Genomic DNA, 26365 nt, shown 5'->3' with positions numbered 1-26365 from the left:
GGTGGAGGTGGTCGGCCGGAAGTTGCTGTCGTCCGGGCTCGAGCCGCTCACCGTCTGCGTGAGGTAGCCGTCGCGCTTGAGATAGCCGGTGTGGTACGCCTGCCGCGTGCCCGGGTCGCCATTGGCGATAAGGGGACGGAGGCAATTAAATCCGAGACCCCACGATCGTGTCGATCGATAGTAGCGCGACGCCGACAGAGCCGCGCGCAGCGCGGCGGTGTGGTCTCGCCTCCGGCTGGCGTCCGCGTCGGACTTGATTTCCCGCCGTCCGCGCTCGCGTGGGCGCGAATTTCCCGCCGAACGCCCGCCGTGACCATCGGGCGTTGACGCGCGCCGCCCGCGGGTGCTGTGCTGCGGTTTTGCCGCCACGGAGGGACGTCCCGTGCTCCATCGCCTTCGCCTGCTCGCCTTCGCCGCGCTCGCCGTCTGCGCGAGCGGCGCCTTCGCCGCCACCCCCAACGACGTGCCGCCGCTCGGCAAGCTGCCGCGCTGGGCGGTGCCGCAGGGCTACACGCTCGACTTCCGCGTCGATCCGCGCCAGACCACCTACGCCGGTACGGCGACCATCACCGTCGACCTGAAGCAGCCGGCGGATCATCTGTGGCTGCACGGCCGCGATCTCGACGTGAGCAAGGCGACGATCGCCGACAGCGCCGGCGAGTCGCACGCGGCGCAGTACCGCGCGGTGGCCGAGAAGGAGGGCGTCGCCGAGGTGGGCTTCGGTCGCGTGCTGAAGCCGGGGCGCTACACGCTGACGATCGCCTTCAGCGCGCCGTTCAACGCCCAGTTGCAGGGCCTGTACAAGGTCAGCCACGAGGGCGTGCCGTACGCGGTCACGCAGATGGAGCCGATCAGCGCGCGCTACGCGTTCCCCGGTTTCGACGAGCCGTCGTTCAAGACGCCGTTCAAGCTGAGCGTCAGCGTGCCGCAGGGCCAGACCGCGGTGGCGAACACCTTGCCGGTGAAGCAGCAGAAGCAGGCCGACGGCTGGACGCGCTACGAGTTCGCGCCGACCCAGCCGCTGCCGACCTACCTGGTCGCCTTCGCCGCCGGCCCGTGGGACGTGGTCAAAGGGCCGGACATCCCGGCGACGAAGTGGCGCGGCCACGCCACGCCACTGTACGGCGTCGCCGCGCAGGGCGAGGGCAAGCGGCTGGCGCGCGCGTTGGAGCAGACGCCGGCGATCGTCACCGCGCTGGAAGACTACTTCGGCTATGCCTATCCGTTCGACAAGGTGGCGCTGGTCGCCGCGCCCGATTTCAGCGCGGGCGCGATGGAGAACCCCGGCCTGGTCACCTTCCGCGACTGGCTGCTGTTGCTCGATCCGCAGTCGCCGGCCTACTACGTGCGCGCTTCGTTCAACGTCAGCGCGCACGAGCTGGCGCACCAGTGGTTCGGCGACACCGTGACCATGCCGTGGTGGAACGACATCTGGCTGAACGAGGCGTTCGCCACCTGGATGCAGGGCAAGATCACCCAGCAGTTGCGCCCGCAGTACCGCGCCGACCTCGACCGCGTCGAGGGCGCCGAGTACGCGATGGACAACGACAGCCTGGTCAGCGCGCGCCGCATCCGCCAGCCGATCGGGAACAACGGCGACATCGAGACCGCCTTCGACGGCATCACCTACCAGAAGGGCGCCGCGGTGCTCGGCATGTTCGAGCGTTATCTCGGCGCCGACGTGTTCCAGCGCGGCATCCGCGCCTACGTGCGCGAGCACGCCTTCGCCAATGCCACCGCCGACGACCTGGTCGCCGCGCTGGCCAAGGCGTCCGGCAAGGGCGAGCGCTTCGAGCGCGCGATGAAGAGCTTCCTCGACCAGTCCGGCGTGCCGCTGGTCGAGACGCGGCTCGACTGCGACCACGGCGAGCCGGCGCTGCGCCTGAAGCAGAGCCGCTACCTGCCGCTCGGCTCGACCGGCGAAACCGACCGCCTGTGGAGCGTGCCGGTGTGCGTGCGCTACGGCGACGGCGCGGGTGCGCGCACGCAGTGCGAGCTGCTGGACCGGCGCGAGGGCCGCATGGCGCTGGCCGGCGCGCAGTGCCCGGTCTGGTACATGCCGAACGCGGACGCCGCCGGCTACTACCGCTTCAGCATGCCGCAGGCCGACTTCGCGCGTCTGACCGCGGCCGTCGGCCGCCTGTCCGACCGCGAGCAGCTCGCCTATGCCGACGCCGTCGACGCGTCCTTCCGCCGCGGCGATCTCGACGCTTCCGCGGCGCTGGCGGCGATGCGCACGCTGGCGCCGTCGAAGACGCGCCAGGTCGCCGTCGCGCTGCTGCCGACCTTCGAGTGGATCTGGCGCTACGAGGCGCGCGACGACGCGCAGCGCGCGCGCCTCGCCGAGGTCGCGCGCGACCTCTACCTGCCGCGCCTGCAGGCGCTCGGCTACGAGCGGCGCGCCGGCGAGGCCGACGACGACGCGCTGCTGCGCAGCGCGCTGGCCAGCTTCCTCGGCCTCGAGGTGAAGCTGCCGGAAGTGCGCGCCGCGCTGTTGGCGCAGGCCGACAGGGCGCTGCGCGCCAAGGCGGACGGCCGTCTCGACCTCACCGCCGCCAACCCGGACCTGCTCGGCACCGCGCTCGCGGTCGGCGCGCAGGAGCGCGGCAAGCCGGCGGTCGACGCGCTGCTCGGCGAGCTCACGCGCAACAGCGAGGCGGCGCAGCGCAACGCCATGCTGGGCGGCGTCGGCGCCGTCACCGATCCCGCACTGGCGACCCGCGTGCGCGACTTCGCGCTCGACCCCAAGGTGAAGGTTGGCGAGATGGCGATGCTGATCCGTTCCAGCCGCGACAAGGGCGCCGGCCGCGAATCGCTGTGGACGTGGTTCACCGCCAACTACGACGCGGTGGTCAAGCGCACCGGCAGCTTCGCCGGCGGCGAACTGCCGAGCCTGTTCGCCCGCGGCGGCTGCTCGCAAGCCGAGGCCGACCGCCTGCAGGCGTTCTTCCAGCCGCGCCTCGATGAAGTCAGCGGCGCCGCGCGCGGGCTGGCGCAGACGCGCGAGCAGATCGAGCTGTGCACGGCGCTGCGCGCGAAGCAGGATCCCGCCGCGGTCCTGCGTTGAGCCGCCGTCGCGGCGGTCGTAGGGGACCGCGCCACGGATAGCGGCGCCCCATGTCCTCCCGGGGAGGACATGGGGCGAGTGGACGCGCGCAACGCGGGCTGTGCGATCGATCGCCACATGCCGTCCTGCGGGCGGCACCCTCACTCCACCCGCTCCCCGTCGGGGAACGGGGAAAAGCAGCGGTGTCGCGCGCTCACCGCTGCGCGAATGCCGTTCCGCGGCCGTATGCCGGCGGCGGCGTGAGGAAGCGTGCGGCCCGGTTACACTCTCGATGCGAGCCGAAAGGGAGACGCCGTGCTGCGCAGCCTGAGATCGCCGGTGCCGGGGATGACCACGACGGCGCGCGCCTGTTTGCCGCTGGCGCCGCGCGCCGCGTGCTTCGCGTTCGCTGCGGAAAGCCGGACCGTGCAGCCGACTGGCGATCGCGCGTGGCCGCAGGTGGGCGCCGAGGAACCGGGTGCGCCGCGTGGCTGAGGTGCGTGCGCTGCTCGCCGACGCGGCTCTGCGCCTGCTGGGCGACGCGGCGCGGCTGGAAGCCGAGCTGCTGCTGGCGCACGCGCTGGGCAGGCCGCGCGCGTGGCTGTACGCGCACGCCGGCGATGCGGTGGACGCCGCGCAGCAGGCGGCGTTCGCGGCGCTGCTGGCACGCCGCGCCGCGGGCGAGCCGGTCGCCTACCTCGTCGGCACGCGCGGCTTCTGGTCGCTGGAACTCGAGGTGACGCCGGCGACGCTGATCCCGCGCCCCGAAACCGAACTGCTGGTCGAGCTGGCGCTGGCGCGCCTGCCCGCGGATGCGGAGACGCGCGTCGCCGACCTCGGCACCGGCAGCGGCGCGGTCGCGCTGGCCATCGCGCGGGAACGCCCGCGCGCGCGCGTGCTTGCCACCGACGCCAGCGCCGAGGCGCTGGCCGTCGCGCGGCGCAACGCGCAGCGGCTCGGCATCGCCAACGTCGCCTTCGCGCAGGGCGACTGGTGCGCGGCGCTGGGCGACGCGCGCGACCTCGACCTGATCGTCGCCAATCCGCCGTACATCGCCGCCGGCGATCCGCATCTCGACGAGGGCGACCTGCGTTTCGAGCCCGCGACCGCGCTCGCCTCGGGCGCCGACGGCCTCGACGCCATCCGCATCATCGTGCGCGACGCGCGCGCGCACCTGTGCCCCGGCGGCTGGCTGCTGTTCGAGCACGGCTTCGATCAGGGCGCCGCCGTGCGCGCGCTGCTCGCCGCGCATGGCTACCGCGAGGTGTTCACCGCGCGCGATCTCGAAGGGCGCGAGCGCGTCAGCGGCGGCAGCTTGTGACGTGACGTTCCATTCTTAACGCGCCGTCCGGGTTGCAATTCGGGGGGGGGGGGGGTAATTTCCCCGCGCTGGCCGCTCTGTGGTCATGCGCATGCATCGCAAAAGGGGGAGAAATCATGCTCAAAGTAATGGCGAGGTACGGCATCGTCGGCGTCGTGTGTTTGGCGGGCTGCGCTACGCAGTCGCCGATCACGTCAATCGGCAACGACCTTTATATGGTTGCGGGCCGGAATGCGACGATCTTCGGTTCCGAAGGGGAAAAGGTTGCCGAGTTAATGGGGAAAGCCAACGCTTTTTGTGCTCAGAAGGGTGGCACGGCAGAGCTGGCCCAAGCGAGCGGAAACGAAGCCAGACCCGGCACGGGTGTGGTGGGTTATGGCCACAATGGCTTTGCCGGTGCGCATCCGGCAACCACGGCATCCGCCACAATCACGTTTCGTTGCGTGAATGGCAGCAAGTAGAGCATTGCGTGTGTGCCGGCGAGGCGTACCGCCGGCACACACCCATGAAACTTATCGTGCGTAGGGTGGGCCTTGGCCCACCGATCCTGGCCGTCGGCAGAAGTCATGGTGGGCCAAGGCCCACCCTACGTTGCGAATCGCGAGCCGCCTCAGTCGCGCTCGTCCGGCCAGTCCATGCGGCTGAGGATGTCGCACAGTTCGGCGACGCGGCCCTGCGGCGGATGCTCCAGGGTTTCGCCCATGGCGTCGTCGCTGGTCAGCCAGGTGCAGGCTTCGAGCAGCTCGCCGTAGGTGGCGCCGGTGGCGATCAGATCGAGCAGGATGCCGTCGTCGAGTTCGCCGACGATCTCGAAGACTTCGTCGCGGCTGAGCGTGTCCATGGAGCCTCCCCAGCGTGCGGCATCCGGCGATGCCTCGGCGCAGGATCGCGCGCCGGACGCGGCGCGGTTTGACGACGATCAAAGGGAGTGAGCGCGGCGCGGGCGGGCTCAGCCCACCGCGCCGCGCGGCGCGGACGCCGGGGCGAACTGCGGGAAGCGCTTGAGGGTGGCGGCGCGGATGCCGGCGGCATCCAGGCCGGCGATCGCCAGCAGCTCCGCGCGGCTGCCGTGCTCGAGGTAGCGGTCGGCGAGGCCGAGGTGCAGGACCGGGATCGCGATGCCGTGCGCAGCCAGCAGTTCGGCCACCGCGCTGCCGGCGCCGCCGGCGATGGCGTTTTCCTCGACCGTGACCAGCGCCGCGTGGCTGCGCGCCATCTCCAGCACCAGCGCCTCGTCCAGCGGCTTGACGAAGCGCATGTTGACCAGCGTGGCGTCCAGCTCGCCGGCGACGGCGGCCGACGGCGCCACCATGCTGCCGAAGGCGAGGATGGCGAGGCCGTGGCCGCGCCGGCGCAGCTCGGCCTTGCCGATCGGCAGCTCGTCCAGCTCCGGCCGCAGGGCGACGCCCGGGCCGATGCCGCGCGGATAGCGCACCGCGGCGGGGCCGTGGTGCCGGAAGCCGGTGGTCAGCATCTGCCGGCATTCGTTCTCGTCGGCCGGCGCCATCACCAGCATGTTGGGGATGCAGCGCAGGTAGCTGAGGTCGAAGCTGCCGGCGTGGGTGGCGCCGTCCGGGCCGACCAGACCGGCGCGGTCGATCGCGAACAGCACGTCGAGGTTCTGCAGGGCGACGTCGTGGATCAACTGGTCGTAGGCGCGCTGCAGGAAGGTGGAATAGATCGCCACCACCGGCTTGGCACCCTCGCAGGCCATGCCGGCGGCCAGCGTCACCGCATGCTGCTCGGCGATGGCGACGTCGAAGTAGCGCTGCGGATACAGCTGCGAGAAGTGCACCAGGCCGGAGCCTTCGCGCATCGCCGGGGTGATGCCCATCAGGCGCTCGTCGGCGGCGGCCATGTCGCACAGCCACGCGCCGAACACGTCGGTGTAGGTGGGCTTCGCCGCGCCGGGCTTCTTGACCACGCCCTTGGCCGGGTCGAACGGGCCGACCGCGTGGTACTCGATCTGCTCGCGCTCGGCCGGCGGGTAGCCCTTGCCCTTGGTGGTGACGACGTGCAGGAGCTGCGGGCCCTTGAGGTCCTTGACCGTGCGCAGCGACTGCAGCAGCAGCGGCAGGTCGTGGCCGTCGATCGGGCCGGTGTAGTGGAAGCCCAGTTCCTCGAACAGCGTGGACGGCACGAACATGCCCTTGGCGTGCTCCTCCCAGCGCTTGACGAAGCGCCAGGCGTGGCCGCCCTTCGGCATCGCGCGCTTGGCGCGCTCGCGGATCGCGTTCAGCGTGCGGCTGGCCATCAGCCGCGCCAGCATCTTGGTCAGGCCGCCGACGTTCTCGCTGATCGACATGCCGTTGTCGTTGAGGATCACCAGCAGGTCGGGCTCGACGTCGCCGCCGTGGTTCAGCGCCTCGAAGGCCATGCCGGCGGTCATCGCGCCGTCGCCGATCACGGCGACGATCTTGCGGTGGTCGCCGCGGCGCTGCGCGGCGATCGCCATGCCCAGCGCTGCCGAGATCGAGGTCGAGGAATGGCCGACGCCGAAGGCGTCGTACTCGCTCTCGTCGCGCTTGGGGAACGGCGCCAGGCCGTCCTTCTTCTTGATCGTGGTGATGCGGTCGCGGCGGCCGGTGAGGATCTTGTGCGGATAGCACTGGTGGCCGACGTCCCAGACGAGGCGATCGCGCGGCGTGTCGTACAGGTACTGCAGCGCCACGGTCAGCTCGACCACGCCCAGCCCGGCGCCGAAGTGGCCGCCGGAGGTGGCGACCGATTCGATCAGGTAGCGGCGCAGCTCGTCGGCCAGCGCGGGCAGCTCGGCTTCGGGCAGGCGCTTGAGGTCGGCGGGCGTGGCGACGTTCGCCAGGCGCGGGTATCGGGCGGGGTCGATCATCGGCGTATTGTTGGCCGACGCGGCGGGCGGGGCAAGGGCGAGGGTGGGGCGGCGCGCGGCGGCGCATGCACGGCTGCCCTGCGGACGGCGCCCCCGCTCCGGCGGGGCGAGGGGAGCCGGTGCGCCGCGCTCAGCCCGGTACGCCGATGCGCCGCCTGATCGCCTGGCGGATGCGGATGTGCCGCCCGGCCTGGTGCGCTTCCTTGAGGCGGCGCGCGTGCGCGGCCAGCAGGTCGCCGCGGGTGAGGATGCCGACCATGCGCTGCGGCGGCTCGGTGCTGACCACGATCAGGCGGCCGACGTTCTCCGCGACCATGTGGTCGGCGGCCTCGCGCAGCGAGTGGTCCTCGCGCACCACGATCGGCTCGCGGCCGAGCATCTCGCCGATGTGGCGCAGTTCCGGGACGTCGGGATTCAGCAGGTCGCGGCGGGTGACCACGCCGCGCACGCGGCCCTGGTCGTCCAGCACCGGATAGCCCTGGTGCTGCGCGTCGGGCTTGCCGGAATTGAGCCAGCTCCGCACTTCGCCCAGCTCATCGGCCGTGTGCAGCGAGATCACGTCGCGCGTGCACGCCTTGCCGACCGTGACCTGTTCGAGGAAATCGGCCGTGTACTCGCTGGGCACGCGCACGCCGCGGCGCGCGATCTTCTCGGTCATGATCGTGTTGCGCATGGTCAGCGCCGAGATCAGGTACGCCGCGGCGCAGCCGCCCAGCAGCGGCAGCAGGCCGAACGGCTGCTGGGTGGTCTCGAAGGCGAACACGATGGTGGCCAGCAGCGCGCGCGAGGCGCCGGCGAAGATCGCCGCCATGCCGACCAGGCCGGCGATGCGCGGATCGATGCCGAGCCGCGGCGCCAGCGCCGCCAGCGCCATGCCGGCCAGCGCGCCGAGCGCGCCGCCGATGGTGAACAGCGGCGCCAGCGTGCCGCCCGAGGTGCCGCTGCCGAGCGCGATCGACCACGACAGGAACTTCATCAGGCACAGCGAGGCCAGTGCCGCCGCGCCGAGGTGGCCGGCGACGATCGCCTCGATGTTGGTGTAGCCGACGCCCATCGTCAGCGGCGCGAAGTAGCCGACCACGCCGACCGCGAGGCCGCCGATCGCCGGCCACCACATCCAGTGCACCGGCAGCTTCTCGAACGCGTCCTCGATGCCGTACACGATGCGGGTCACGCCGACGCTGACCAGGCCGATCAGCGCGCCCAGCGCGATGTAGCAGGCCAGCGCGGCGCCGCCCGGCTCGACCACGTCGGGCATCGGGAACACCGGCGCCGAACCGACCAGCGCGTAGCGCACGCCGGTCGCGGTGACCGCGGCCAGCGCCACGGGAATCAGCGAGCGCGGCTTCAGCTCGAACAGCAGCAGCTCGACGGCGAGGATCAGCGCCGATACCGGCGAACCGAACACCGCGGCCATGCCGGCGGCGGCGCCGGCGGCGAGCAGGGTCTTGCGCTCGGCGGCGGTGACGCGCAGCAACTGGCCGAGGAACGAGCCCATCGCGCCGCCGGTGGCGATGATCGGCCCCTCGGCGCCGAACGGGCCGCCGGTGCCGATCGCGATCGCCGAGGACACCGGCTTGAGGAAGGTGATGCGCGGCGCGATCTTCGATTCGTTCAGCAGCACCTGCTCCATCGCCTCGGGGATGCCGTGGCCGCGGATCGCCTGCGAGCCGTAGCGCGCCATCACGCCGACGATCAGGCCGCCGACCACGGGCACCGCGATCACCCAGGCGCCGAGGTGGTGGCCGGCGGGCGAGACGAACTCGACCGACCAGCGGCCGTAGAAGGCAAGGTTGGTGATCAGCCCGATCAGCGCGGTGAGCACGCGCGCGATCAGTGCCGCGCCGGCCGCGATCACGATCGCGACCGCGGTGATCAGCAGCACGCGGCGGTCGACCAGGGTGGATTCGCGCGGCATGCGCGCGGCGTCCAGCACCGTGCCCAGCTCCGGCGCGAACGGCAGCGCGTCGGTGCTGCCTTCGGTGCGCACGCTGGGGTGCGAGGAATCCTCGGCGCGGGACGTGCTCACGGCGGACTTGTACTCCCTCGGTTTGTTGCAAAGCAGCACGGCAGCATAGCGTCGCCCGGCCGATGGCACCAGCTCGCGCCGCGCGATGCGCCCTGCGCAACCACGGCCCACGGCGTGCGCGGCTGCATCGTCGCGACATCGTGGGCATGCTGCAGCGTGCGCTGCGCGCACGACGCGACTTCGCGCGGTGGCTGCGAAACGGCGTGACGGCAGCCGCGGCCCGAACGACCCCTGGCTTCGCGCGCAGCGCGCACCCTACCCGGTTGTCGCTTGCGCGGGCATGACGGCGTTCTCGCGCCGCGATGGGGGATCAGCTCGGCCGGCGATCGCGCGGCAGGTGGTTGACCAGGAATTCCATCTGGTCGACGAGGATGTTGCGGTTGGACAGGATCAGGTGCTCGACCCAGCTTGGCCGGTACGGGACCGCCAGCAGCGGCATGTTCGCCTGCTGCGGGGTGCGCCCGCCCTTGCGGATGTTGCAGGCGAGGCAGGCGGTGACCACGTTTTCCCACAGGTCGCGGCCGCCCCTGGACAGCGGCACCACGTGGTCGCGGGTCAGCTCGCCGCGCGCGTAGTGGCTGCCGCAGTACAGGCAGACGTGGCGGTCGCGCGCGAACAGCGCGGCGTTGGTCAGCGCCGGCGAGGGATCCAGCGCGTGCTCGCGGCAGTGGCCGGTGCTGGCCACGATCGGGTGCAGTTGCAGCGTGCTCTGCAGGCCGGTGTTGCGGCTGGTGCCGCCGTGGATGGTCAGGCAGGGGTCGCCCAGCGTCCACGCCACCGCGCCGCGCACGTACAGGCAGACCGCATCCTGCCAGCTCATCCAGTCGAGGATGCGCCCGGCGGAGTCGAGCGACAGGACGCGGGTACTGTGGATGTCAGCCGATCTGCATGGCTCGACGACCAACATGCATGCCTCCAGTGAAAACGGGCCAAACGGGCGATCCAGCCGCCATCATTCCCTGGAACCGGCTCAGCATAGAACAAAATTTCGGCGACAGGAAAATCGCGGGCGCGGACGGGCCGGCCGCGCCGGACCGGCTGAATCGACGGGAAGGCGGCCGCGCCGGGCGGCCGGCGCTCTCTCGACCGGCTTGGCCAGGCGCAGCGGGTCGATGCCGAAGCCGACCTTCTCGTGCAGCGCGCGCGTCCATCGGCGGGATAGGCGGCCAGCGCGGCCGATGCCGCGGCCGCCCGTGTCCGGCAGTCGGGCGTAAATCGCCGCCGGGGATGCTCAAAGCTTCCCGTGTTCCAGCGGCCGCTCGCGGTGCATCAGCGCCCATTCCGCGTGTTCGGCCAGGGCCGCCTCGCCCAGCGCGCGCAGGATGTCGCGGCGGCCGTCGGGGTCCGGCTCGGCGTCCAGTTTCCTGTGCGCGTTGGCGAAGATGCCGCGCATGTAGCGGTACTGCTTGATCAGTTCCTTGTCAGCCTTGCGGTGCGCGTACGATTCGCGCGCCGCGGCGACGATTGCCAGCGCACCCATCACCGCCACCAGGCTTGCGGTGACATCGGCGCTGAGCCGGCGGTGGAACGCGGCCAGGAAGATGCTGAGGGCAATCACGACGGCCAGCAGGAGGTGGGTGAGCCTCTGCATCCGGTGGTGTGCGCGGCTGCATTGCTCGGCCTTGCGCGAGTAGTAGCCAAGCTGCCCGTCGCCGCCGGGTTCGCCGATCCACTCGGCAACGACCTGCGACAAGTCGTTCGACCGTGCCGGGGCGCCGATGGCGTACAGGCCGGCCGTGCGCATCACGTTGCGGATCCAGCCGAGTTCGACGTCCTGCTTCTGCAGGAAATTGTCGTGCGCGAATGCGCCGGAAGTCGTCGCATCGACGCCTGCGCGCAGCCAGTAGCACTGCACGCGCAAGCCTTCGGCGAGCGCGCGGTAGTCGATGTATCTGCGATGCCAGCCGCGCCGCTGCGCGACCCTTGCCAGCAACACCCCGGCGGCGAACAGGATGACGAACACGTAGATGGCGTTGTCCCGGTACGGCAGGTTTTCGGGCAGGTGGGAATAGCCGATGAAGGCGATGCCCATCAGCGCGGCCAGCACGGACAGGCCGGCCATCGCCCGCAGCACCTGTCTCTGGAAGTGCACCGCCAGCCAGTCGGCGGCGGCAAACAGCTTGTCGATGGAGGCGCTGCCTGTTGCGGTGGATGCCGGCGGGATCGCGCTCGTGAAGATGCTGCCGGCGTGGCGTTGCGCGTCGGCGTTGAATTGCCGCAGGTAGTCGAACATGCGGCGGAATTCGTCCGGCATGCCCTCGGCGGCGTCTCGCTCGTGTTCCTGGCTGACCCAGCGCACCTGCGCCGGCTGCAGCGGGGGGCGCGGCGGCCGCACCGCGCCATCGGCGTCGGTCCGCGAGCAGGCGATGTGATACAGCAGGCTCTCGTCGCCGCTGTCCAGTACGGTGTGACGCGCATGCCGGCGTTCGATCGTGCCCGGCATGATGCCGTGAAGGTGATAGCGCACGATCTGCGCCGTGCCGCCCAGCAGCTCCGAGTCGCGCCCGTCCCATAGCGCCAGCAGGATGTGGCAGTGGCTGGCGACAAACACGCCGGCCTGCGCGTACTGGTGGTCGCGCGCCGGCCCCGGCGCGGCGACATCGGCAAGGGTGTTGCCGGGCAGCAGCGGCAGTTGCAGCACTTCGACACGGCCGCACAGATCGGCGAATGCCGTGCGGGCCGCGTCGGCGAAATCCTCCGCGTACAGCGCGCGCGGCAACGGCAGCGGCGCGATCAGGCGCGCGCCGATGGACAGGGCTTCTTCCGCGACCAATTGATCGCCGCCTTCGGCCAGTGCGCTCAACACGACCAACGGCAACTCGGGAAACTCGCGCTGCATTTGCGCGAAGAAGTCCCGCACGCGCAAGCGGATCGCCTCGATCTCGCCGGCGGCAAGATGGCGATGGCTGGTGACGCCGATGACAAGCGGCGTCAAGGCGTCCGCTTGCATCGGGTCAGTTGTTCTTGATGGACGGATCGCCGCCGCCGCCGCCCGTGATCCTGGATGCGGTCGAGCTGTACGGCACCCCGTTCCGGGTGACGACGATGGTGTACGCGTAGTCCCCGGCGGCTTGATCGTCGTCCGTCACGCTGATTTGCGAATTGGTGACGGTCGGCGTCGAAAAGCAGCTCGGGCTGCCGGCGAAGGTCAACGACGTGAAGCTGAAGGTCTGGTTCTGCGCCGGCACCCAGTCGATGGTCTGGTTGCCCCGGTTGACGGAGGTCTTGTGCGGATTGCAGGTCACCGGGGGATCGGCGCTGGTGTCCAGCGAAACTTGCACGGTGCTCATGGCAATGCTCCTTCGCTTCGAACGGACGGCACGGGAAAGGCGGGCCGTGATCGCCTTGGTTCATTGCATCGCGTCGACAATGCGTCGTGCCGCGGCGGCGTCCACCGCGTAGTCGATGTGTTCCGTTGCAAGCAGCGCCTCGAAATCCGGCGTGCGATAGCCCATGGCCGCGAGTTTCGCGATCAGCGGCTTCGCCGCATCGGTCTCGTCCAGCTTCAGCAGAATGGCGACCGCGGCGGCGAGCGCGCCCGGATCGTCGCCGGCATGCAGCGCGGGCGTGATCGCATCGCGCGCCCGCAACCGGAATCCGCGCACCGCGCCGTCGTCGCCATGGCTGGCCGCAAGATCGCCGAGCAGCGTGTCCGCCTGCGCCGCGAGCAGGGCCAGCCGCAAGTCGGACGCGTGCTTCCCGCGCAATGCGGCGAGACGGTCCGCCGCAGCGCGCGCCAATGCCTCCGCTGCCGCCGAATCGCCCTGGCGCAGCTTGAGGCGCGCGAATTCCAGCCGGCTTTGCGCAAGCTCGCGTTGCCACTGATTGTTGGATGGGTCCCTGGCGACGATTTCGCTCAAGGCGCGCGCCGCCTCGGCATCGGCTGCCGCGGCGTCGTCGAGTCGGCCCTGCTGCCGCAGCAGGCCGCCGAGTTGCTGGCTGTACAGGCCGACATATTCCCGCCAGTAGGCGTTGGCCGCATCGAATCCGGTCAATCTCCGCGCGCTGTCGACGGCTTGCCGCGTGTAGGCCAGTGCGGCGTCGATTCGCCCGCACAGGGCCAAGGTCCGGCCGAGGATCGCGTTGCTGACCAGCAGGTTTTCCTGCGCATCGTGATTGGCCGGATCGCGCGCGACCAGCGCGGCCTTGATGCGCTGGTCCGTGCGGTAGTCCGCGAGGGCCTCGCCGAGCCCGCCCTGCTCCAGCGCCAGCTTGCCGAGATTGTCCCAGGCATCGCCGATGTACGACTGCCACTTGGGGTTGGCGGGGGCGCGCGCGGCCAATGCCTGGTACAGCTTGAGCGTGACCGCGTATTCGGCGTGGGCGTGGGCGAAATCGCCGCGCGTTTCCAGCACGTGGCCGATATTGTTTCGCGCCAGGGCGAGCTTGAAGGTCAAGTCGTTGTCGCCCGGCATGGCCGCGTGCGCCGTTTGCAGCAATCCGGCCGCGGCCTGGAAGTTCCGCAACGCATGCTCGAGGTCGCCTTGGTACCAATAAGCCTGGCCGACCCATTTCAGGCTGTCGGCGTAGTCGGCCGCGCGGGCCGCGTCGCCGGGCGCGCGCCGCGACAGTTCGCGGGCCAGCACCGATGCCGCCCCGTAGGAGTCGAGCGCGGCAGGCGTCTGCCCCTGCTGCATCCGCACGCTGCCGATCTGCTCCAGCGCCTTGATGCGTTGCGCCAGCGCCGCATCGGTGACGTCGGCGGACGGCAACGACGTGAAGTAGGCCATCGCCTTGTCGTCGACCGCCTGCAGGATGTCCAGCCGATTCACCTGGTTCAGCTTGTCGCTCAGATCGCCGAGCATGAAGTCGACCAGGTTCTCGGCCTGCTTCTGCCGGCGCTCGGCGGCCTGTTGCGCGGTCACGGCTTCGTGGCGCGCGATCAGCGCGGCGATCGCCAGCCCGCTGGTCACCGCCATCACGGTCAGCGCCAGCGCCGCGATCGCGGTCATGCGGCGGGTGCTGCGTTGCAGTTCGCGCTGCTTCAACGCGTCGAAGCCGACATCCAGCAGGCCGGCGATCAGCTTCAGCTTGGCGTTGGTCTTGCCGTCCTTGCCGGGGCGCGCGTCCGCGGCGATCGGTTCGGCGCGCTCGCCGGTCGGTTGGCCCGTCGTGTCCAGCCTGTGGCGCAGCGCGGGGCAGAAGCATTCCTCGGCTTCGCGGCCGGGCAGGTCGCCGGCGCCGGGTTCGCCGCCGACGATCAGGCAGAAGATGCGCTCGGCGCGGCCCATGCGCTTGTACGCCAGCACTTCCTCGTTGACCCAGCGCGACGCGGACGAGGCGGGCGAGCAGATCACGATCAGGTTTTCGGATTGCGCCAGCGCCTCGTTGACCTTGCGGCCGAGATCGGTGGCGCTGGCCAGCTCCTCGCGGTCGCGGAACACCGGGACGAGGCGGCGCGGGATCGGGCCGGCCGCGGTTCGCTTGCCGACCAGGCGCGATGGCACGCGGTACGTTTCCAGCGCCTTGTGCAGCCAGTCGCCCCACGCCCTGTCGCGGTGGCTGTAGCTGATGAAGGCGCGGTAGGCGAACCCGCGATTCGCAGCGGACTCCGGCATGCGACGCCCCTTTCATCCGCGCGCGGATGACCAGAACACCGGGAACGTTCGCGGGGCCGGGTGCGGCTCGGATAACCCCCGATGCCGCGCCGGTCGGGCGAGGGGGGAGCCTAGCACATGAATGTGAATTGAATCACGGTTTCAGCAAAGCGATCCCGTCATTTCAAAGGCTTGGCAAGGCGCAGCAGGTCGATGCCGAAGCCGGCCTTCTCGTACAGCGCGCGTGCGCGTTCGTTGGCGGGAAAGGCGGCCAGCGTGACCAGCCTGCAATGGTGTTCGCGCGCCCAGTCGTCGGCGTAGGCGAGCAGCGCGCGGCCGATGCCGCGGCCCTCGCGGTCGGGGGCGACGGCGAGGTCGGAGATGTGGCAGTTCGGCTGGCCGGTGAAGAAGTCGACCACCTTCTGCAGGTGCAGGAAACCGACGCGCGCGCCGTCGTCGTCCTCGGCCACGAACATGTAGGAGTTCGGCGGCTGTTCGCGCAGGTGGCGCTCGAGGTCGCGGCGGATGCCGGCGGTGGTTTCGCCGCGCTTGCGCCAGCCGGGCAGATCGAAGCCGGTGAAGCGCTCGGCCAGGCCGAGAATGAAGGCGTCGTCCTCGGCTTCGGCGAGGCGGATACGGATGGGCGCGTCGTTCATCATGAATTCCCGCGTGGCAGGCGTAAGGGACGTGCGGCGGTGCGCGCTGCGTTTCTTACCTGAGCGGATCGCGGAAGGGAAGGGCATGACCCCGTCCGTGCGCCGCGCTACCCGAGGCAGGGGCCTCGGCCCGAACTGTACGTCGTCCGCGGACGAAGCCGCTCCTGCAAGGGGGCGCGCGGGCGGAGTGCGCGGTTGCGGGAGGGCTTCGGCCCCGAATCGCGGGTGTTCCGCCTCAGCCGAACAGCGCGTCCGGCATCGCCAGCAGGCTGTCCGCGCCGGCCTCGATCGCCGCGCGGTGCGCGCGCGTGCGCGGCAGGATGCGGGCGAAGTAGAAGCGTGCGGTGTGGCGCTTGGCGGCCTTGAAGTCGGCGTCGTGCGCGGAGGCGTCGGCGGCGGCGACACTCTTCGCCCACACGTAGGCCAGCGCGACGTAGCCGGAGTAGAAAAGATAATCGACCGCGGCCGCGCCGACCTCCTCGGGATCGGCGATCGCGCGCTTGCCCAGCGCCATGGTCAGGTCGCCCAACTCCTTGGTCGCCACCGCCAGCGGGCCGATGAACTCGACCAGCGCGTCGTTCCGGGCGTGCGCCTGGCAGAACGCGCTGATCTCCTCCATGAAGTGGCGCAGGCCGACGCCCTGCTGCTGCATGACCTTGCGCCCGAGCAGGTCGAGCGCCTGGATCTGCGTGGTGCCCTCGTAGATCGTGGTGATGCGCGCGTCGCGGGCGAACTGCTCCATGCCGTTCTCGGCGATGTAACCGTGGCCGCCGTAGATCTGCAGCGCGTGGTTGGTGCACTCGACCGCGGCCTCGGTCAGCACGCCCTTGACGATCGGGGTGAGGAACGAAACCAGCTCGTCGGCGCGCTTGCGCTCGGCCTCGTCGGCGCCGTGGTGCTGGATGTCGACCAGCGCGTAGGCGTACACGCCCAGCGCGCGGCCGCCTTCCGAGAACGCCTTCTGCGTCAGCAGCATGCGGCGCACGTCGGGATGCACGATCAGCGGATCGGCCGGCTTGTCGGGAAACTTGGCACCGGACAGCGCGCGCATCTGCAGGCGCTCGCGCGCGTAGGCCAGCGCGTTCTGGTAGGCGCGCTCGATCAGCGCCTGGCCCTGCAGGCCGACCGCCAGGCGCGCCGTGTTCATCATGGTGAACATCGCCGCGAGGCCGCGGTGCGGCTGGCCGAGCAGGTAGCCTTCGGCGCCGTCGAAGTTCATCACGCAGGTGGCCGAGCCCTTGATGCCCATCTTGTGCTCGATCGCGCCGCAGGCGAGCGCGTTGCGCGCGCCCATCGTGCCGTCGCGCGCGACCTTGAACTTCGGCACCACGAACAGCGAGATGCCCTTGGTGCCGGCCGGCGCGTCCGGCAGGCGCGCCAGCACCAGGTGCACGATGTTCTGGGTGAAGTCGTGCTCGCCGGCGGTGATGAAGATCTTGGTGCCGCTGATGCGGTAGACGCCGTCGCCGGCCGGCTCCGCGCGCGTCTTCAGCAGGCCGAGGTCGGTGCCGCAGTGCGGCTCGGTCAGGCACATCGTGCCGGTCCAGCGGCCCTCGACGATCGGCTTGAGGAACGCGTCCTGCTGCCACTTCTCGCCGTGCTGCTTCAGCGCCTCGGTGGCGCCGTGCGACAGCAGCGGGTAGGTGCCCCAGGCCAGGTTGGCCGAGTCGATCATCTCCTTGACCAGCGCGCCCATGCTTTCCGGCAGGCCCTGCCCGCCGAATTCGGCCGGCGCGGTCAGCCCCGACCAGCCGCCTTCGACGAACTGGTCGTAGGCCTGCTTGAAGCCGGTGGGCGTGGCCACGCTCGCGGTGGCCTTGTCGTAGCGGCAGCCTTCCTGGTCGCCGACCGCGTTCAGCGGCGCCAGCGCCTGCCCGCACAGCTTGGCGGCCTCGTCCAGCACGGCGTCGATCACGTCGCGGGTGGCCGACTCGCAGCCCGGCAGGCGTGCGTACAGCGCTTCGGCGCCGAGGAAGTCGTACAGCGCGAAGCGCATGTCGGCCAGCGGTGCGGTATAGGTGCTCATGGCGATGTCCGTCAGCGGTAGACGCCGCTCAGCCCGGGCACCGGCGACAGCCAGCCCTTGCTCTCCAGCGGCATGGTGGTGGTGTGTTCGGCCTTCTTGCCGACGCGCATCTCGCCGGCCAGCGCGTAGGCCACGCTCTGCCCGTTCCGCGCGGCGGCGGCCGCGGCGGCGGGCTTGAGGCGCATCTCGACGACGTCGGCGGACAGCGGCGGGATGTCCAGCGCGGGGCTGGCGTCCAGCGTGCCGGCCAGTTGCGCGGCCACGCGCAGCTCGACGCGCACGTTGGTCACGTGCATCGCCGCGAAGCTCTGGTTCTGGATGCGCAGCACGATGCCCCACTCGCCGTCGGCGCCGACGCGCAACTGCTGCACGCTCGCCGCCGGCGGCTGCAGCGGGTGGGTCTGCGCGCAGCCGCCGAGCAGCGCGGCAAACAGCGACACGAGCAGTAGCGAAGCGGACAGCCGTTGCATGGGCGCTCCTCGAACGGTCGTTTGAATGGTAGCGTACCCGCGGCGACGGCGCGCGTCAGCCCGCTGCGGCCGCGTAGCGCGCGCGGAATGCCGCCACCGGCAGCGTGGCGGTGATGCGGCCGTCCTCGATCAGCGCCACTTCCTCGGCCAGCGCGGCGACCTCGTCGGCCTGGTGGCTGACCAGCAGGGTCGGCACGCGCAGCTCGCGCTTCAAGCCGGCGAGATGGTGCAGCACCTCGGCGCGCGCTTCGCGGTGCAGCCCGGACAGCGGCTCGTCCAGCAGCAGCGCCACCGGCTGCGCCAGCAGCGCGCGGCCGATCGCCGTGCGCCGCGCCTCGCCGCCGGACAGCGAGTCCGGCCGCCGCGCCAGCAGCGCGCCCAGGCCGAGCAGCGCGACCACCGCGTCGAACTCGGCCACGCGGCTGCGCGCGCCGGCGTGGCGCGCGCCGTACAGCAGGTTGTCGCGCACGGACAGGTGCGGGAACAGGCGCAGGTCCTGGAACACCACGCCCAGCCCGCGCGCGGCCGGCGGCAGGTTGACGCCGGCGGCGCGGTCGAACAGCACGCGGCCGTCCAGCGCGATGCGCCCGCGCTCGGGCGCCAGCAGCCCGGCCAGCGCGTGCAGCAGGGTGGTCTTGCCGCTGCCGGACGGGCCGAACAGCGCCAGCGCGCGCGCCGGCGAGGCGATCGTCGCCTCCAGCACGAAGCCGTCGCGCGCGAGCGCGATGTCGATGTCGATCATGGCTGCCGTCCGCCGCGCTGCAACAGCGCGGCGCCCAGCGTCGCCGCGAACGCCACCGCCACCGCCACCCACACCAGCCGCGCGGCATCCGCTTCGCCGCCGGGCACGTTGAGGAACTCGTAGATCGCCACCGGCAGCGTGCGCGACTGCCCGGGGATGCTGGAGACGAAGGTGCTGGTGGCGCCGAACTCGCCGAACGCGCGCGCGAACGCCAGCACGCAGCCGGCGATCAGGCCGCGCATCGCCAGCGGCAGCGTCACGCCGGCGAAGATGCGCCACGGCGGCGCGCCCAGCGTTGCCGCAGCCTGCTCGTAGCGGCGGTCGACCTGGTCGAAGGCGGTGCGCAGCGACACCACCAGCAGCGGCAGGCCCATCACCGCGGCGGCGATCGCCGCGCCGGTCCAGCGGAAGGCGACGCTCATGCCGAGCGCGTCCAGCACGCGGCCGAGCGGTCCGGCGTGGCCGAACAGGCGCAGCAGGCCGTAGCCGGTGACCACCGGCGGCAGCACCAGCGGCAGGTACACCAGCGTCTCCACCAGCACCTTCAGCGGAAAGCGTCGCCGCGACAGCAGCCAGGCCAGCGCCACCGCGAACGGCAGGCCGGCGGCGATGCCGACGCCGGCCACGCGCAGGCTGAGCGCGAGCGCCTGCGCGGCGTCGGCGGAAAGCAGGCTCATCGGGCGGGCGGCGCGTCGAAGCCGAAGCGGCGGAACGTCGCCTGCGCGGCCGGCGCGCGCAGCGCGGCCAGCAGCGCGCGCGCCGCGGCATCGTCGTGCGCGGCGACCACCGCGGCCGGATAGACGATCGGCGCGTGGCTGTCCGGCGGGAAGGTGGCGACCACGCGCACCTGCGGCTCCGATACCGCATCCGAGCGGTAGACGACGCCGAGCGGCGCCTCGCCGCGTACCACCAGGTTCAGCGCGGCGCGCACGTCCTGCGCCGGCGCGAGGCGCGGCGCGACGGCGTCCCACAGGCCGAGCGCGGCCAGCGCCTGCTTCGCGTAGCGCCCGGCCGGCACCGCGTCGGGCAGGGCCACGGCGAGCCGTCCGCCGCGCAGCGCGCCGACCAGGTCCGCACCCGGCGTCAGTTCGAGCGCGAGCTTCGCGCCGGCGGGCGCGACCAGCACCAGCGCATTGCCGAGCAGGTCGACGCGGCTGTCGGCGGCGATCAGCCTGCGTTCGGCGAGATAGTCCATCCAGGTGCGGTCGGCCGAAACCAACACCGAGGCCGGCGCGCCCTGCGCGATCTGCCGCGCCAGTTGCGAACTGGCGGCGTAGACCCGCGTCGGCGCCGGCGCGCCCAGCGCGCCCTCGGCGGCGAGCGCGTCCAGCGCCGGCTTCAGGCTGGCCGCGGCGAACAGCAGCGGCGGCTCGGCGTGCGCGCCCGACGGCGCCAGCGCCAGCGCCAGCAGCAGGACCAGCCATCGCGACAGCATCGGGCGTCTCCGGGGAACCGGTGCCGATTCTAGACTGCGGACCCCCGCGTGCGCCGCGTCGTCAGTGCTTGTGCGCGCGCAGCAGCCACTCGCGCAGGGCGACGGCGTTGTTGTGCTCGGTGTCGGCGGCGGCAAACAGCAGGGTCACGGTGCGCGCGCCGAGCAGCTCGCGCAGCGGCGCCAGCGCGGCGGCGTTGGCGTCCAGCTCGGCGTGATAGCGGCGGCGGAACTCCGCCCACTTCGCGGGATCGTGGCCGAACCACTGGCGCAGTTCGGTGCTGGGCGCGGCGTCGCGCAGCCACAGGTCGAGCTTGAGCGCTTCCTTCGACTTGCCGCGCGGCCACAGCCGATCCACCAGCACGCGCGCGCCGTCGCCGCGCGCGGGGGCTTCGGTGGTGCGTTTGAGCAGGATGTTCATGGCGGGACTCCGGCGAAGTGGGACCGGCCGTCGAGTGTGGACTTTCCGCGCGCGGTATCAAGCCGCTTGCGCCGCACGCGCGGCGCGGCACAATATCGGCGGATTTCCTCCCACGAATGCCGTCATGCCCCGCAAGATCGCCCTGCGCCGCTCGCCCATCCACGGCAACGGCGTGTTCGCCGTCGCCGACATCAAGGCCGGCGCCACCGTCGCCGTGTACCGCGGCCGCCTCATCACGCACCGGCAGGCCGATCGCCTGTACGCCGACGGCGCCGAGACCGGCCATACCTTCCTGTTCACCCTCAACGACCGCTACATCATCGACGGCAACGTCGGCGGCAACATCGCGCGCTGGATCAACCACGGCTGCGCGCCGAACTGCCAGGCGCTGGTCGAGGAGGCCGCCGACGGCGATCCGCGCCACGACCGCGTGCTGATCGAGGCGCTGCGCGACATCCGCGCCGGCGAGGAGCTGACCTACGACTACGGCATCACGCTCGAGGTGCGCCAGACGCCGCGCCTGAAGGCGCTGTGGGCGTGCCGCTGCGGCGCGCGCACCTGCGCCGGCACCATGCTGAAGCCCAAGCGCGGGAAGCGCGCCGCGTAATCGCCGCGCGCACGCGGCGCGGCTGCCGGCTCACGCGTGCGGCCTGCGCCGCGGCGGCACCCGGCGCCAGGTCAGCGCGACCAGCGCCAGGAACGCCGTGTACGCGACGACGAACGCCCACCACGGCGCGTCGATGTAGAGCAGGCGATCCAGCCAGTAGCCGACGAAGCTGCCGCGGTAGGTCGCCTCGCCGGCGCGCTGGCGCAGCGCCTGCTCCCACAGCGTCAGCGGGCACAGCTCGCCCAGCCAGGTCTGCGCGGCAACGAAGCCGGTCAGCGCCAGGTGCGCGAGGCGCAGCGGCAGGTTGCGCACCCAGCGCCAGCCGCGCCCGCCGCCGAGCAGGAACGCGGCTTCCCCGGCGACCACGAAGGCGACGACGCCCGCATGCGCCAGCACCAGCGCATCGGCCAGCCTCGCGGCAGCGGCGGCGGGCAGGTGCTCGATCACGGGACCGCACGTTCCGGCGGTGACGGGCGGCGGCTCAACCGGGCGCGTCGCCGCAGCGGATGCCCCGCACCTCGATGGACAGGTCGCCGGCGGGGCGCTTCCAGATCACCTCGTCGCCGACGCGCGCGCCGAGCAGGGCGCGCGCCAGCGGCGAAACCCAACTGACCAGGCCGTGCGCGGCGTCGGCCTCGTCTTCGCCGACGATGCGATAGCTGGCGCGATGGCCGTCGGCGTCCTCGACGTCCACCGTGCAGCCGAACGCGACGCGGCCGGGCGGCTGCGCCGCCGCGTCGACCGGCAGCGCACTGCCGATGCGCGCATCCAGCCAGCGCAGTTCGCGCTGCGCGTGCGCCAGCGCCAGCGTGTCGGCGCCGACGTTCTGCTCGGCCAGTCGCTCCGTCTCGGCGCGCACGCGCTCGCGACGCTCCTTCAGCAGCTCCAGCCCGCGCGGCGTGACGTAATTGGGGTGCGGACTGAGCGGCAGTTCGGGCAGCTCGGTCGAGGCGTCGGATTCCTTGACGAAGGCGCGGCTCATGCGCGTGGCCGCCGCGCCATCGCGACAGCGCGGCGCGCCGGAAGGCGCGGTCGGCGCGGATCGGTCGTCGTCATCGCGTTCACGCGGGCAAGCCTCCCGCCGCGGGTGCCGCCGCCATCGTTAGCACAAACGGTGCGAAGGCGGCGTGAAGAACGGTCGTGCGCGGTCAGCCGCCGGCGGGCGGGGGCGTGCTGGTGGCCGTGGCCGGCGGCATCGCCGCGCTGGCGCCGCGCGCCGGCCCCATCATGCCGGGGCCCATGCCTTTGCCCGCGCCCGGTCCCATCATGCCGGGCCCCATGCCCTTGCCTGCGCCCGGTTCCGTCATGCCGGGGCAGCGGCCGGCGGCCGGCATGGCGGGCAGGGTGACGCCGCGCTGCTTGGCGCGCTGCTGCATCTGCTTGTGATGCTCGACGCGGATGGCCTCGCGCTCCTGCGCCGTCTTGGCGCCGTGCATGCGCGCGCGGTAGTCCATGCGCTCCTGCGGCGTCATCAGCTCGCAGCCGTAGATTGGCGAAGCCTCGGCCTGCGCGGACGTCGCCTTCGTGGCGGGCTGAGCCAGCGCGGTGCCGCCCGCAAGCATGCCGAGCACGGCGGCGAACACGATCGATCGGTTCATGGCGACCTCCACATGCGTGGGGTGGTGCGAACACGCGGGCCCGCGACAGATGCGGCGCTGCATGCCGGACGGCGTGCCGCACCGCTTGGTGTCTGTGACGGTATTCCCGCGTGTCCGCTCCTGCGCATCGTTGGCGCGGTCGAACCGCGCGATGTTGATCGCGATCAACGATACCGGCCGCGGCGTGCGGAACCGGCCGGGACCGGCGGGCCGAGGCCCGCCGGCGGGAGCTCACTTGGCGGCGACCTTGTTCTTGATCAGGCCGACGATCGCGGTCAGCACCGCGCCGCCCACGCCGCCGCCGATGGCGTTGCCGATCAGCGCGCCCATGTCCGTGCCGCCGCCTTGCGCGGCGGCACTGCCGAGCACGCCCATCAGCGGCATCAGCCAGCCGGCGCCGGCGCCGCCGATTGCGCCGACGACCGAGTTGCCGACCGCGCCGAGGCTGGTGCTCTTCGCCGCGGCGCCGACGGCGTTGCCGCCGACCAGGCCGGCGATCAGGTTGACGATCAGGGTCGTGATGTCCATGGCTGCTACCTCCTCACATGCGTCCGACGGACGCGAGACGATGCGCGCGCGGCGGCGCGTTTCCCGCCGCGCTCAATCCTCTTCCGGTTTCGGCCGGTACGCCTCGGCAAGCTGCTTCTGCAGCTGCGGCGGCACCGGCTCGTAGTGGCTGAACTCGATCGCGTAGCGGCCGCGGCCGCCGGTCATCGACTTCAGCTCGGTCTGGTAGTCGACCACCTCGGCCAGCGGCACCTGCGCCTTGATCACCAGCCCGCCGCCGCGCAGCGTGTCGGTGCCGTTGATGCGCGCGCGCTTGGCGGCCAGCCCGCCGGTGACGTCGCCCATGTGCGCGTCGGGCACCGACACCTCGAGGTTGACGATCGGCTCCAGCAGTTGCGGGCGCGCCTTGCCGATCGCGTCGAGGAACGCCTTGCGGCCGGCGCTGACGAAGGCGACTTCCTTGGAGTCGACCGGGTGCGACTTGCCGTCGTAGACGATCACGCGCACGTCCTGCATCTGGTAGCCGGCGAGCGCGCCGTGCTCGAGCACCTGGCGCACGCCTTTCTCCACCGCCGGGATGAACTGGTTGGGGATGGTGCCGCCCTTGACCTCGTCGACGAACTCGAAGCCGGCGCCGCGCGGCAGCGGCTCGATGCGCAGGAACACCTCGCCGAACTGGCCGGCGCCGCCGGTCTGCTTCTTGTGCCGGTGGTGGCCCTCGGCCCTGGCGCTGACCGTCTCGCGGTAGGCGATGCGCGGCGGCCGCGTTTTCACCTCGACGCCGTAGCGCTCCTGCATGCGCTCCAGCATCAGCTTGAGGTGCAGGTCGGACAGCCCGCGCACCACCGTCTCGTTCAGTTCCTTGTTGTGCTCGACGCGGAAGCAGGGGTCTTCCTCGCCCAGCCGCGCCAGCGCGGTGGCCAGCTTCTGCTCCTGGCCCTTGTGCGCCGGCTCGACGGCGAGGCCGAACATCGGCTGCGGGAAGTCCAGCGGCGCGAGGTGGGTGCTGTCCTCGTCGTGCGAATCGTGCAGCACGGCGTCGAAGTGGATCTCCTCGACCTTGGCGACCGCGGCGATGTCGCCGGGCAGCGCCTGCTCGATCTCGATGTGCTCCTTGCCCTTCAGCCTGAACAGGTGGCCGACCTTGAACGGCTTGCGGCCGTCGTCGACGTAGAGCTGCGAGTCGCGCCGCACCGTGCCCTGGTAGATGCGGAACACGCTGAGCTTGCCGACGAAGGGATCGTTGACGATCTTGAACACGTCGGCGATCACGTGCTTGGCCGGGTCGGGCGTGGCGGCGATCGGCACGGCGTCCTTGCCGCTGCCGCGCATGAACGGCGGCGGGTTGCCCTCGCACGGATTCGGCAGCAGCCGCTCGGCCAGCCGCAGCAGCTCCTTCACGCCGGCGCCGGTGCGCGCGGAGACGAAGCAGATCGGCACCAGGTGGCCCTCGCGCAGGCACTGCTCGAAGGCCATGTGCAGATCCTCGCCGCTGAGCGCGCTTTCGCCGGCGTCGAGGTAGCGGTCCATCACCTGCTCGTTGATCTCGACCACCTGGTCGATGATGCGCTGGTGCGCGATCGCCGGCGTGGAAAAGTCGGACGTCCCGGCGGGGCTGAAGAAGCAGTCGGCCACGCCGGCGCCGCCCTGCGCCGGCAGGTTGATCGGCAGGCACTCCGCGCCGAACTCGGCGCGCAGGTCCTCGACCAGGCGCTCGAGGTCGATGCCCTCGGCGTCGATGCGGTTGATCACGAGCAGCCGCGCCAGGCGGCGCTGCTTCGCGTAGTGCATCAGCCGGCGCGTGCCGTGCTCGATGCCGGTGACGGCGTTGACCACCACCGCACAGGTTTCCACCGCCGTCAGCGCCGACAGCGTGGGGCCGCGGAATTCGGCGTAGCCGGGCGTGTCGATCAGGTTGAGGTGGCAGCCGGGCAGGTCGACCGAGGCGATGGCGGCGTCGATCGAATGGCCGCGTGCGCGTTCCAGCGGATCGAAGTCGGAAACGGTCGTGCCGCGCTCGACCGCGCCTGCCGTCTGAATGGTGCCGCCGGCATGCAGCAGGGCTTCGAACAGGGTGGTTTTGCCGGCGCCTGCGTGGCCTGCCAAGGCCACGTTGCGGATTTCCTCGGTGCGGTAGGACACGACCTGCCTCCTTTCGACGAATGCGAACGAGGTCGTCATGCACGTCCGCGCGGAAAGCGCAGACCCCTCGCGCGCTGCGCTCGGGCGGGCGGTCATGGCGGAAGGCGGCGCCGGCTACAATGGCGCCGTCGCGTCCATAGCCTTGCCCCACGGCGTCTTGCGGTCAAGCCGCCGGCGCCGCGGCCCTGCAGGCCCGCCGCATCGGCTCCGCGGCCGGGCCGCCGGCGCGGCGCCGGGCGGGTATGCTGGCCGGCGTCGCCGCGGGCGGACGCCTGCGGCCGGTGCCGGGTGCGGTGCGGCGCACGTGCGATCCGTGATCCATGCCACACGCCGCCGCCGGTGCGCGTGGCAACTTTGGCAGCCGACGCGCGGCGGCGTGGCCGTCGTGGCGATTCGCGCCGCAAACAGGGGGACTTCGATGAAACGTTGCATCATTTCGCTCGCCGTGGCCGTCGCCGCATGCGCCGCCGTTCCCGTGCTCGCCGATCCGCCGCCGTGGGCGCCGGCACACGGTCGGCGCGCCAAGCACGACCGCGGGCCGTACTACGACTACGCGCGCGTGGTTGAAGTGGTGCCGATCGGCGGCGCGCGGCGCGAGCGCTGCTACGAAGTGCCGGTGCAGGAAAAGCCGAACACCACCGCCGGCACCGTGCTGGGCGCGGTGGTCGGCGGCGTGCTCGGCAACACCGTCGGCAAGGGCGACGGGCGCAAGGCGGCGACCGTCGCCGGCGCGGTGGTCGGCGGCGTGGTCGGCCACGAGATCGCGGCCAACCAGGCGCCGCGCGAAGGCTATCGGCGCGAGTGCCGCGAGGTCGCCGGCGAAGCCAGCGCCTACGAAGTCACCTACCTCTACGAGGGCGAACAGTTCCGCCGCCGGCTCGACTACGACCCGGGCACGCGCATCCGCGTGCGCGTGGACGACGACGTAATGCCGGCCGGGCGCGATCGCGACGACTAGGACTGATACCGCGGCTGCGCCGTGC

The 26365-nt window shown here is 71.7% G+C and carries 25 protein-coding genes and 1 pseudogene; 6 read left to right on the top strand and 20 right to left on the bottom strand.

The features are described 5' to 3' along the window. Positions 1–369: hypothetical protein (locus ABFC67_RS09050; RefSeq protein ID WP_346737675.1), on the bottom strand; the 369-nt coding region annotated here is incomplete at its 3' end. 13 nt (positions 370–382) lie between these two features. Here ABFC67_RS09050 and ABFC67_RS09045 point away from each other — a divergent pair. The 4 genes from ABFC67_RS09045 to ABFC67_RS09030 all read left to right on the top strand — a co-directional run bounded on the left by ABFC67_RS09045 (position 383) and on the right by ABFC67_RS09030 (position 4828). After that, positions 383–3067, top strand: a complete 2685-nt coding sequence (locus tag ABFC67_RS09045; protein ID WP_346737674.1) for a M1 family metallopeptidase — start codon at positions 383–385, stop codon at positions 3065–3067. Between the two features lie 294 nt (positions 3068–3361). After that, positions 3362–3541, top strand: coding sequence for a hypothetical protein (locus tag ABFC67_RS09040; protein ID WP_346737673.1), 180 nt, complete (start codon positions 3362–3364; stop codon positions 3539–3541). After that, complete coding sequence (prmC, locus tag ABFC67_RS09035) at positions 3534–4367, top strand: peptide chain release factor N(5)-glutamine methyltransferase (RefSeq protein WP_346737672.1); 834 nt, start codon at positions 3534–3536, stop codon at positions 4365–4367. Before ABFC67_RS09040 ends, prmC begins: the two co-directional genes overlap by 8 nt. A gap of 116 nt (positions 4368–4483) precedes the next feature. Beyond that, positions 4484–4828 carry a hypothetical protein gene (locus ABFC67_RS09030; RefSeq protein WP_346737671.1) on the top strand — a complete coding sequence of 115 codons (345 nt, stop codon included), beginning with the start codon at positions 4484–4486 and terminating at the stop codon, positions 4826–4828. 149 nt (positions 4829–4977) lie between these two features. Here the strand turns inward: ABFC67_RS09030 and ABFC67_RS09025 are convergent, their stop codons facing one another. The 14 genes and pseudogenes from ABFC67_RS09025 to ABFC67_RS08960 all read right to left on the bottom strand — a co-directional run bounded on the left by ABFC67_RS09025 (position 4978) and on the right by ABFC67_RS08960 (position 20528). Further along, a complete protein-coding gene (locus tag ABFC67_RS09025) occupies positions 4978–5208 on the bottom strand; it encodes a hypothetical protein (protein ID WP_346737670.1) in 231 nt (76 codons plus the stop codon). A 108-nt stretch (positions 5209–5316) separates the two neighbouring features. After that, positions 5317–7215, bottom strand: a complete 1899-nt coding sequence (gene dxs / locus ABFC67_RS09020; protein WP_346737669.1) for a 1-deoxy-D-xylulose-5-phosphate synthase — start codon at positions 7213–7215, stop codon at positions 5317–5319. A 130-nt stretch (positions 7216–7345) separates the two neighbouring features. Continuing rightward, entirely contained in the window at positions 7346–9133 is a 1788-nt protein-coding gene (locus tag ABFC67_RS09015) for a chloride channel protein (protein WP_346737676.1), read from the bottom strand. A 421-nt stretch (positions 9134–9554) separates the two neighbouring features. Continuing rightward, entirely contained in the window at positions 9555–10151 is a 597-nt protein-coding gene (locus tag ABFC67_RS09010; protein WP_346737668.1) for an HNH endonuclease, read from the bottom strand. Between the two features lie 324 nt (positions 10152–10475). Beyond that, positions 10476–12179 (bottom strand): hypothetical protein, encoded by a 1704-nt coding sequence (locus ABFC67_RS09005; protein WP_346737667.1) that lies wholly within the window; start codon positions 12177–12179, stop codon positions 10476–10478. A gap of 19 nt (positions 12180–12198) precedes the next feature. Next, complete coding sequence (locus ABFC67_RS09000) at positions 12199–12534, bottom strand: hypothetical protein (protein WP_346737666.1); 336 nt, start codon at positions 12532–12534, stop codon at positions 12199–12201. 60 nt (positions 12535–12594) lie between these two features. After that, positions 12595–14802, bottom strand: coding sequence for a toll/interleukin-1 receptor domain-containing protein (locus tag ABFC67_RS08995; protein ID WP_346737665.1), 2208 nt, complete (start codon positions 14800–14802; stop codon positions 12595–12597). 158 nt (positions 14803–14960) lie between these two features. Continuing rightward, on the bottom strand, positions 14961–15437 hold the full coding sequence (locus ABFC67_RS08990) for a GNAT family N-acetyltransferase (RefSeq protein WP_346737663.1): 477 nt from the start codon (positions 15435–15437) through the stop codon (positions 14961–14963). A 235-nt stretch (positions 15438–15672) separates the two neighbouring features. Then, positions 15673–17463 carry an acyl-CoA dehydrogenase C-terminal domain-containing protein gene (locus ABFC67_RS08985; RefSeq protein WP_346737662.1) on the bottom strand — a complete coding sequence of 597 codons (1791 nt, stop codon included), beginning with the start codon at positions 17461–17463 and terminating at the stop codon, positions 15673–15675. Between the two features lie 11 nt (positions 17464–17474). Continuing rightward, positions 17475–17933, bottom strand: a complete 459-nt coding sequence (locus ABFC67_RS08980) for a hypothetical protein (protein ID WP_346737661.1) — start codon at positions 17931–17933, stop codon at positions 17475–17477. A gap of 124 nt (positions 17934–18057) precedes the next feature. Next, positions 18058–18675, bottom strand: a pseudogene (locus tag ABFC67_RS08975) (ATP-binding cassette domain-containing protein); the annotation flags it as partial. Next, positions 18672–19352: a molybdate ABC transporter permease subunit gene (modB, locus tag ABFC67_RS08970; protein WP_346737660.1), complete on the bottom strand. Its 681-nt coding sequence runs from the start codon at positions 19350–19352 to the stop codon at positions 18672–18674. The pseudogene ABFC67_RS08975 and the gene modB, both read right to left, overlap by 4 nt. After that, positions 19349–20110 carry a molybdate ABC transporter substrate-binding protein gene (gene modA, locus ABFC67_RS08965; protein ID WP_346737659.1) on the bottom strand — a complete coding sequence of 254 codons (762 nt, stop codon included), beginning with the start codon at positions 20108–20110 and terminating at the stop codon, positions 19349–19351. The genes modB and modA overlap by 4 nt, the downstream gene beginning before the upstream one ends. Before the next feature lie 61 nt (positions 20111–20171). Next, complete coding sequence (locus ABFC67_RS08960) at positions 20172–20528, bottom strand: DUF488 family protein (RefSeq protein ID WP_346737658.1); 357 nt, start codon at positions 20526–20528, stop codon at positions 20172–20174. A 124-nt stretch (positions 20529–20652) separates the two neighbouring features. On the opposite strand from ABFC67_RS08960, the gene ABFC67_RS08955 reads away from it, so the two are divergent. Further along, positions 20653–21135, top strand: coding sequence for an SET domain-containing protein-lysine N-methyltransferase (locus ABFC67_RS08955; RefSeq protein WP_346737657.1), 483 nt, complete (start codon positions 20653–20655; stop codon positions 21133–21135). A 30-nt stretch (positions 21136–21165) separates the two neighbouring features. On the opposite strand, the gene ABFC67_RS08950 is transcribed toward ABFC67_RS08955, so the two are convergent. The 5 genes from ABFC67_RS08950 to fusA form a co-directional block, all read right to left on the bottom strand. Continuing rightward, positions 21166–21582: a DUF2784 domain-containing protein gene (locus tag ABFC67_RS08950; RefSeq protein WP_346737656.1), complete on the bottom strand. Its 417-nt coding sequence runs from the start codon at positions 21580–21582 to the stop codon at positions 21166–21168. A gap of 34 nt (positions 21583–21616) precedes the next feature. After that, on the bottom strand, positions 21617–22117 hold the full coding sequence (locus ABFC67_RS08945) for a GreA/GreB family elongation factor (RefSeq protein WP_346737655.1): 501 nt from the start codon (positions 22115–22117) through the stop codon (positions 21617–21619). A 166-nt stretch (positions 22118–22283) separates the two neighbouring features. Then, entirely contained in the window at positions 22284–22901 is a 618-nt protein-coding gene (locus ABFC67_RS08940; protein WP_346737654.1) for a hypothetical protein, read from the bottom strand. A 63-nt stretch (positions 22902–22964) separates the two neighbouring features. After that, positions 22965–23261: a hypothetical protein gene (locus tag ABFC67_RS08935; RefSeq protein ID WP_346737653.1), complete on the bottom strand. Its 297-nt coding sequence runs from the start codon at positions 23259–23261 to the stop codon at positions 22965–22967. Between the two features lie 72 nt (positions 23262–23333). Further along, positions 23334–25382, bottom strand: coding sequence for an elongation factor G (fusA, locus tag ABFC67_RS08930; RefSeq protein ID WP_346737652.1), 2049 nt, complete (start codon positions 25380–25382; stop codon positions 23334–23336). Positions 25383–25800: 418 nt separating this feature from the next. Here fusA and ABFC67_RS08925 point away from each other — a divergent pair, with 418 nt between their 5' ends. Then, positions 25801–26340, top strand: coding sequence for a glycine zipper 2TM domain-containing protein (locus ABFC67_RS08925; RefSeq protein ID WP_346737651.1), 540 nt, complete (start codon positions 25801–25803; stop codon positions 26338–26340). Positions 26341–26365 lie beyond the last annotated feature (25 nt).

The organism is Mizugakiibacter sp. (assembly GCF_039680435.1).
GTDB lineage: Bacteria > Pseudomonadota > Gammaproteobacteria > Xanthomonadales > Rhodanobacteraceae > Mizugakiibacter.
Note: the sequence above shows the minus strand (reverse complement) of the source record. Positions and strands in the feature narration are given on the sequence as shown.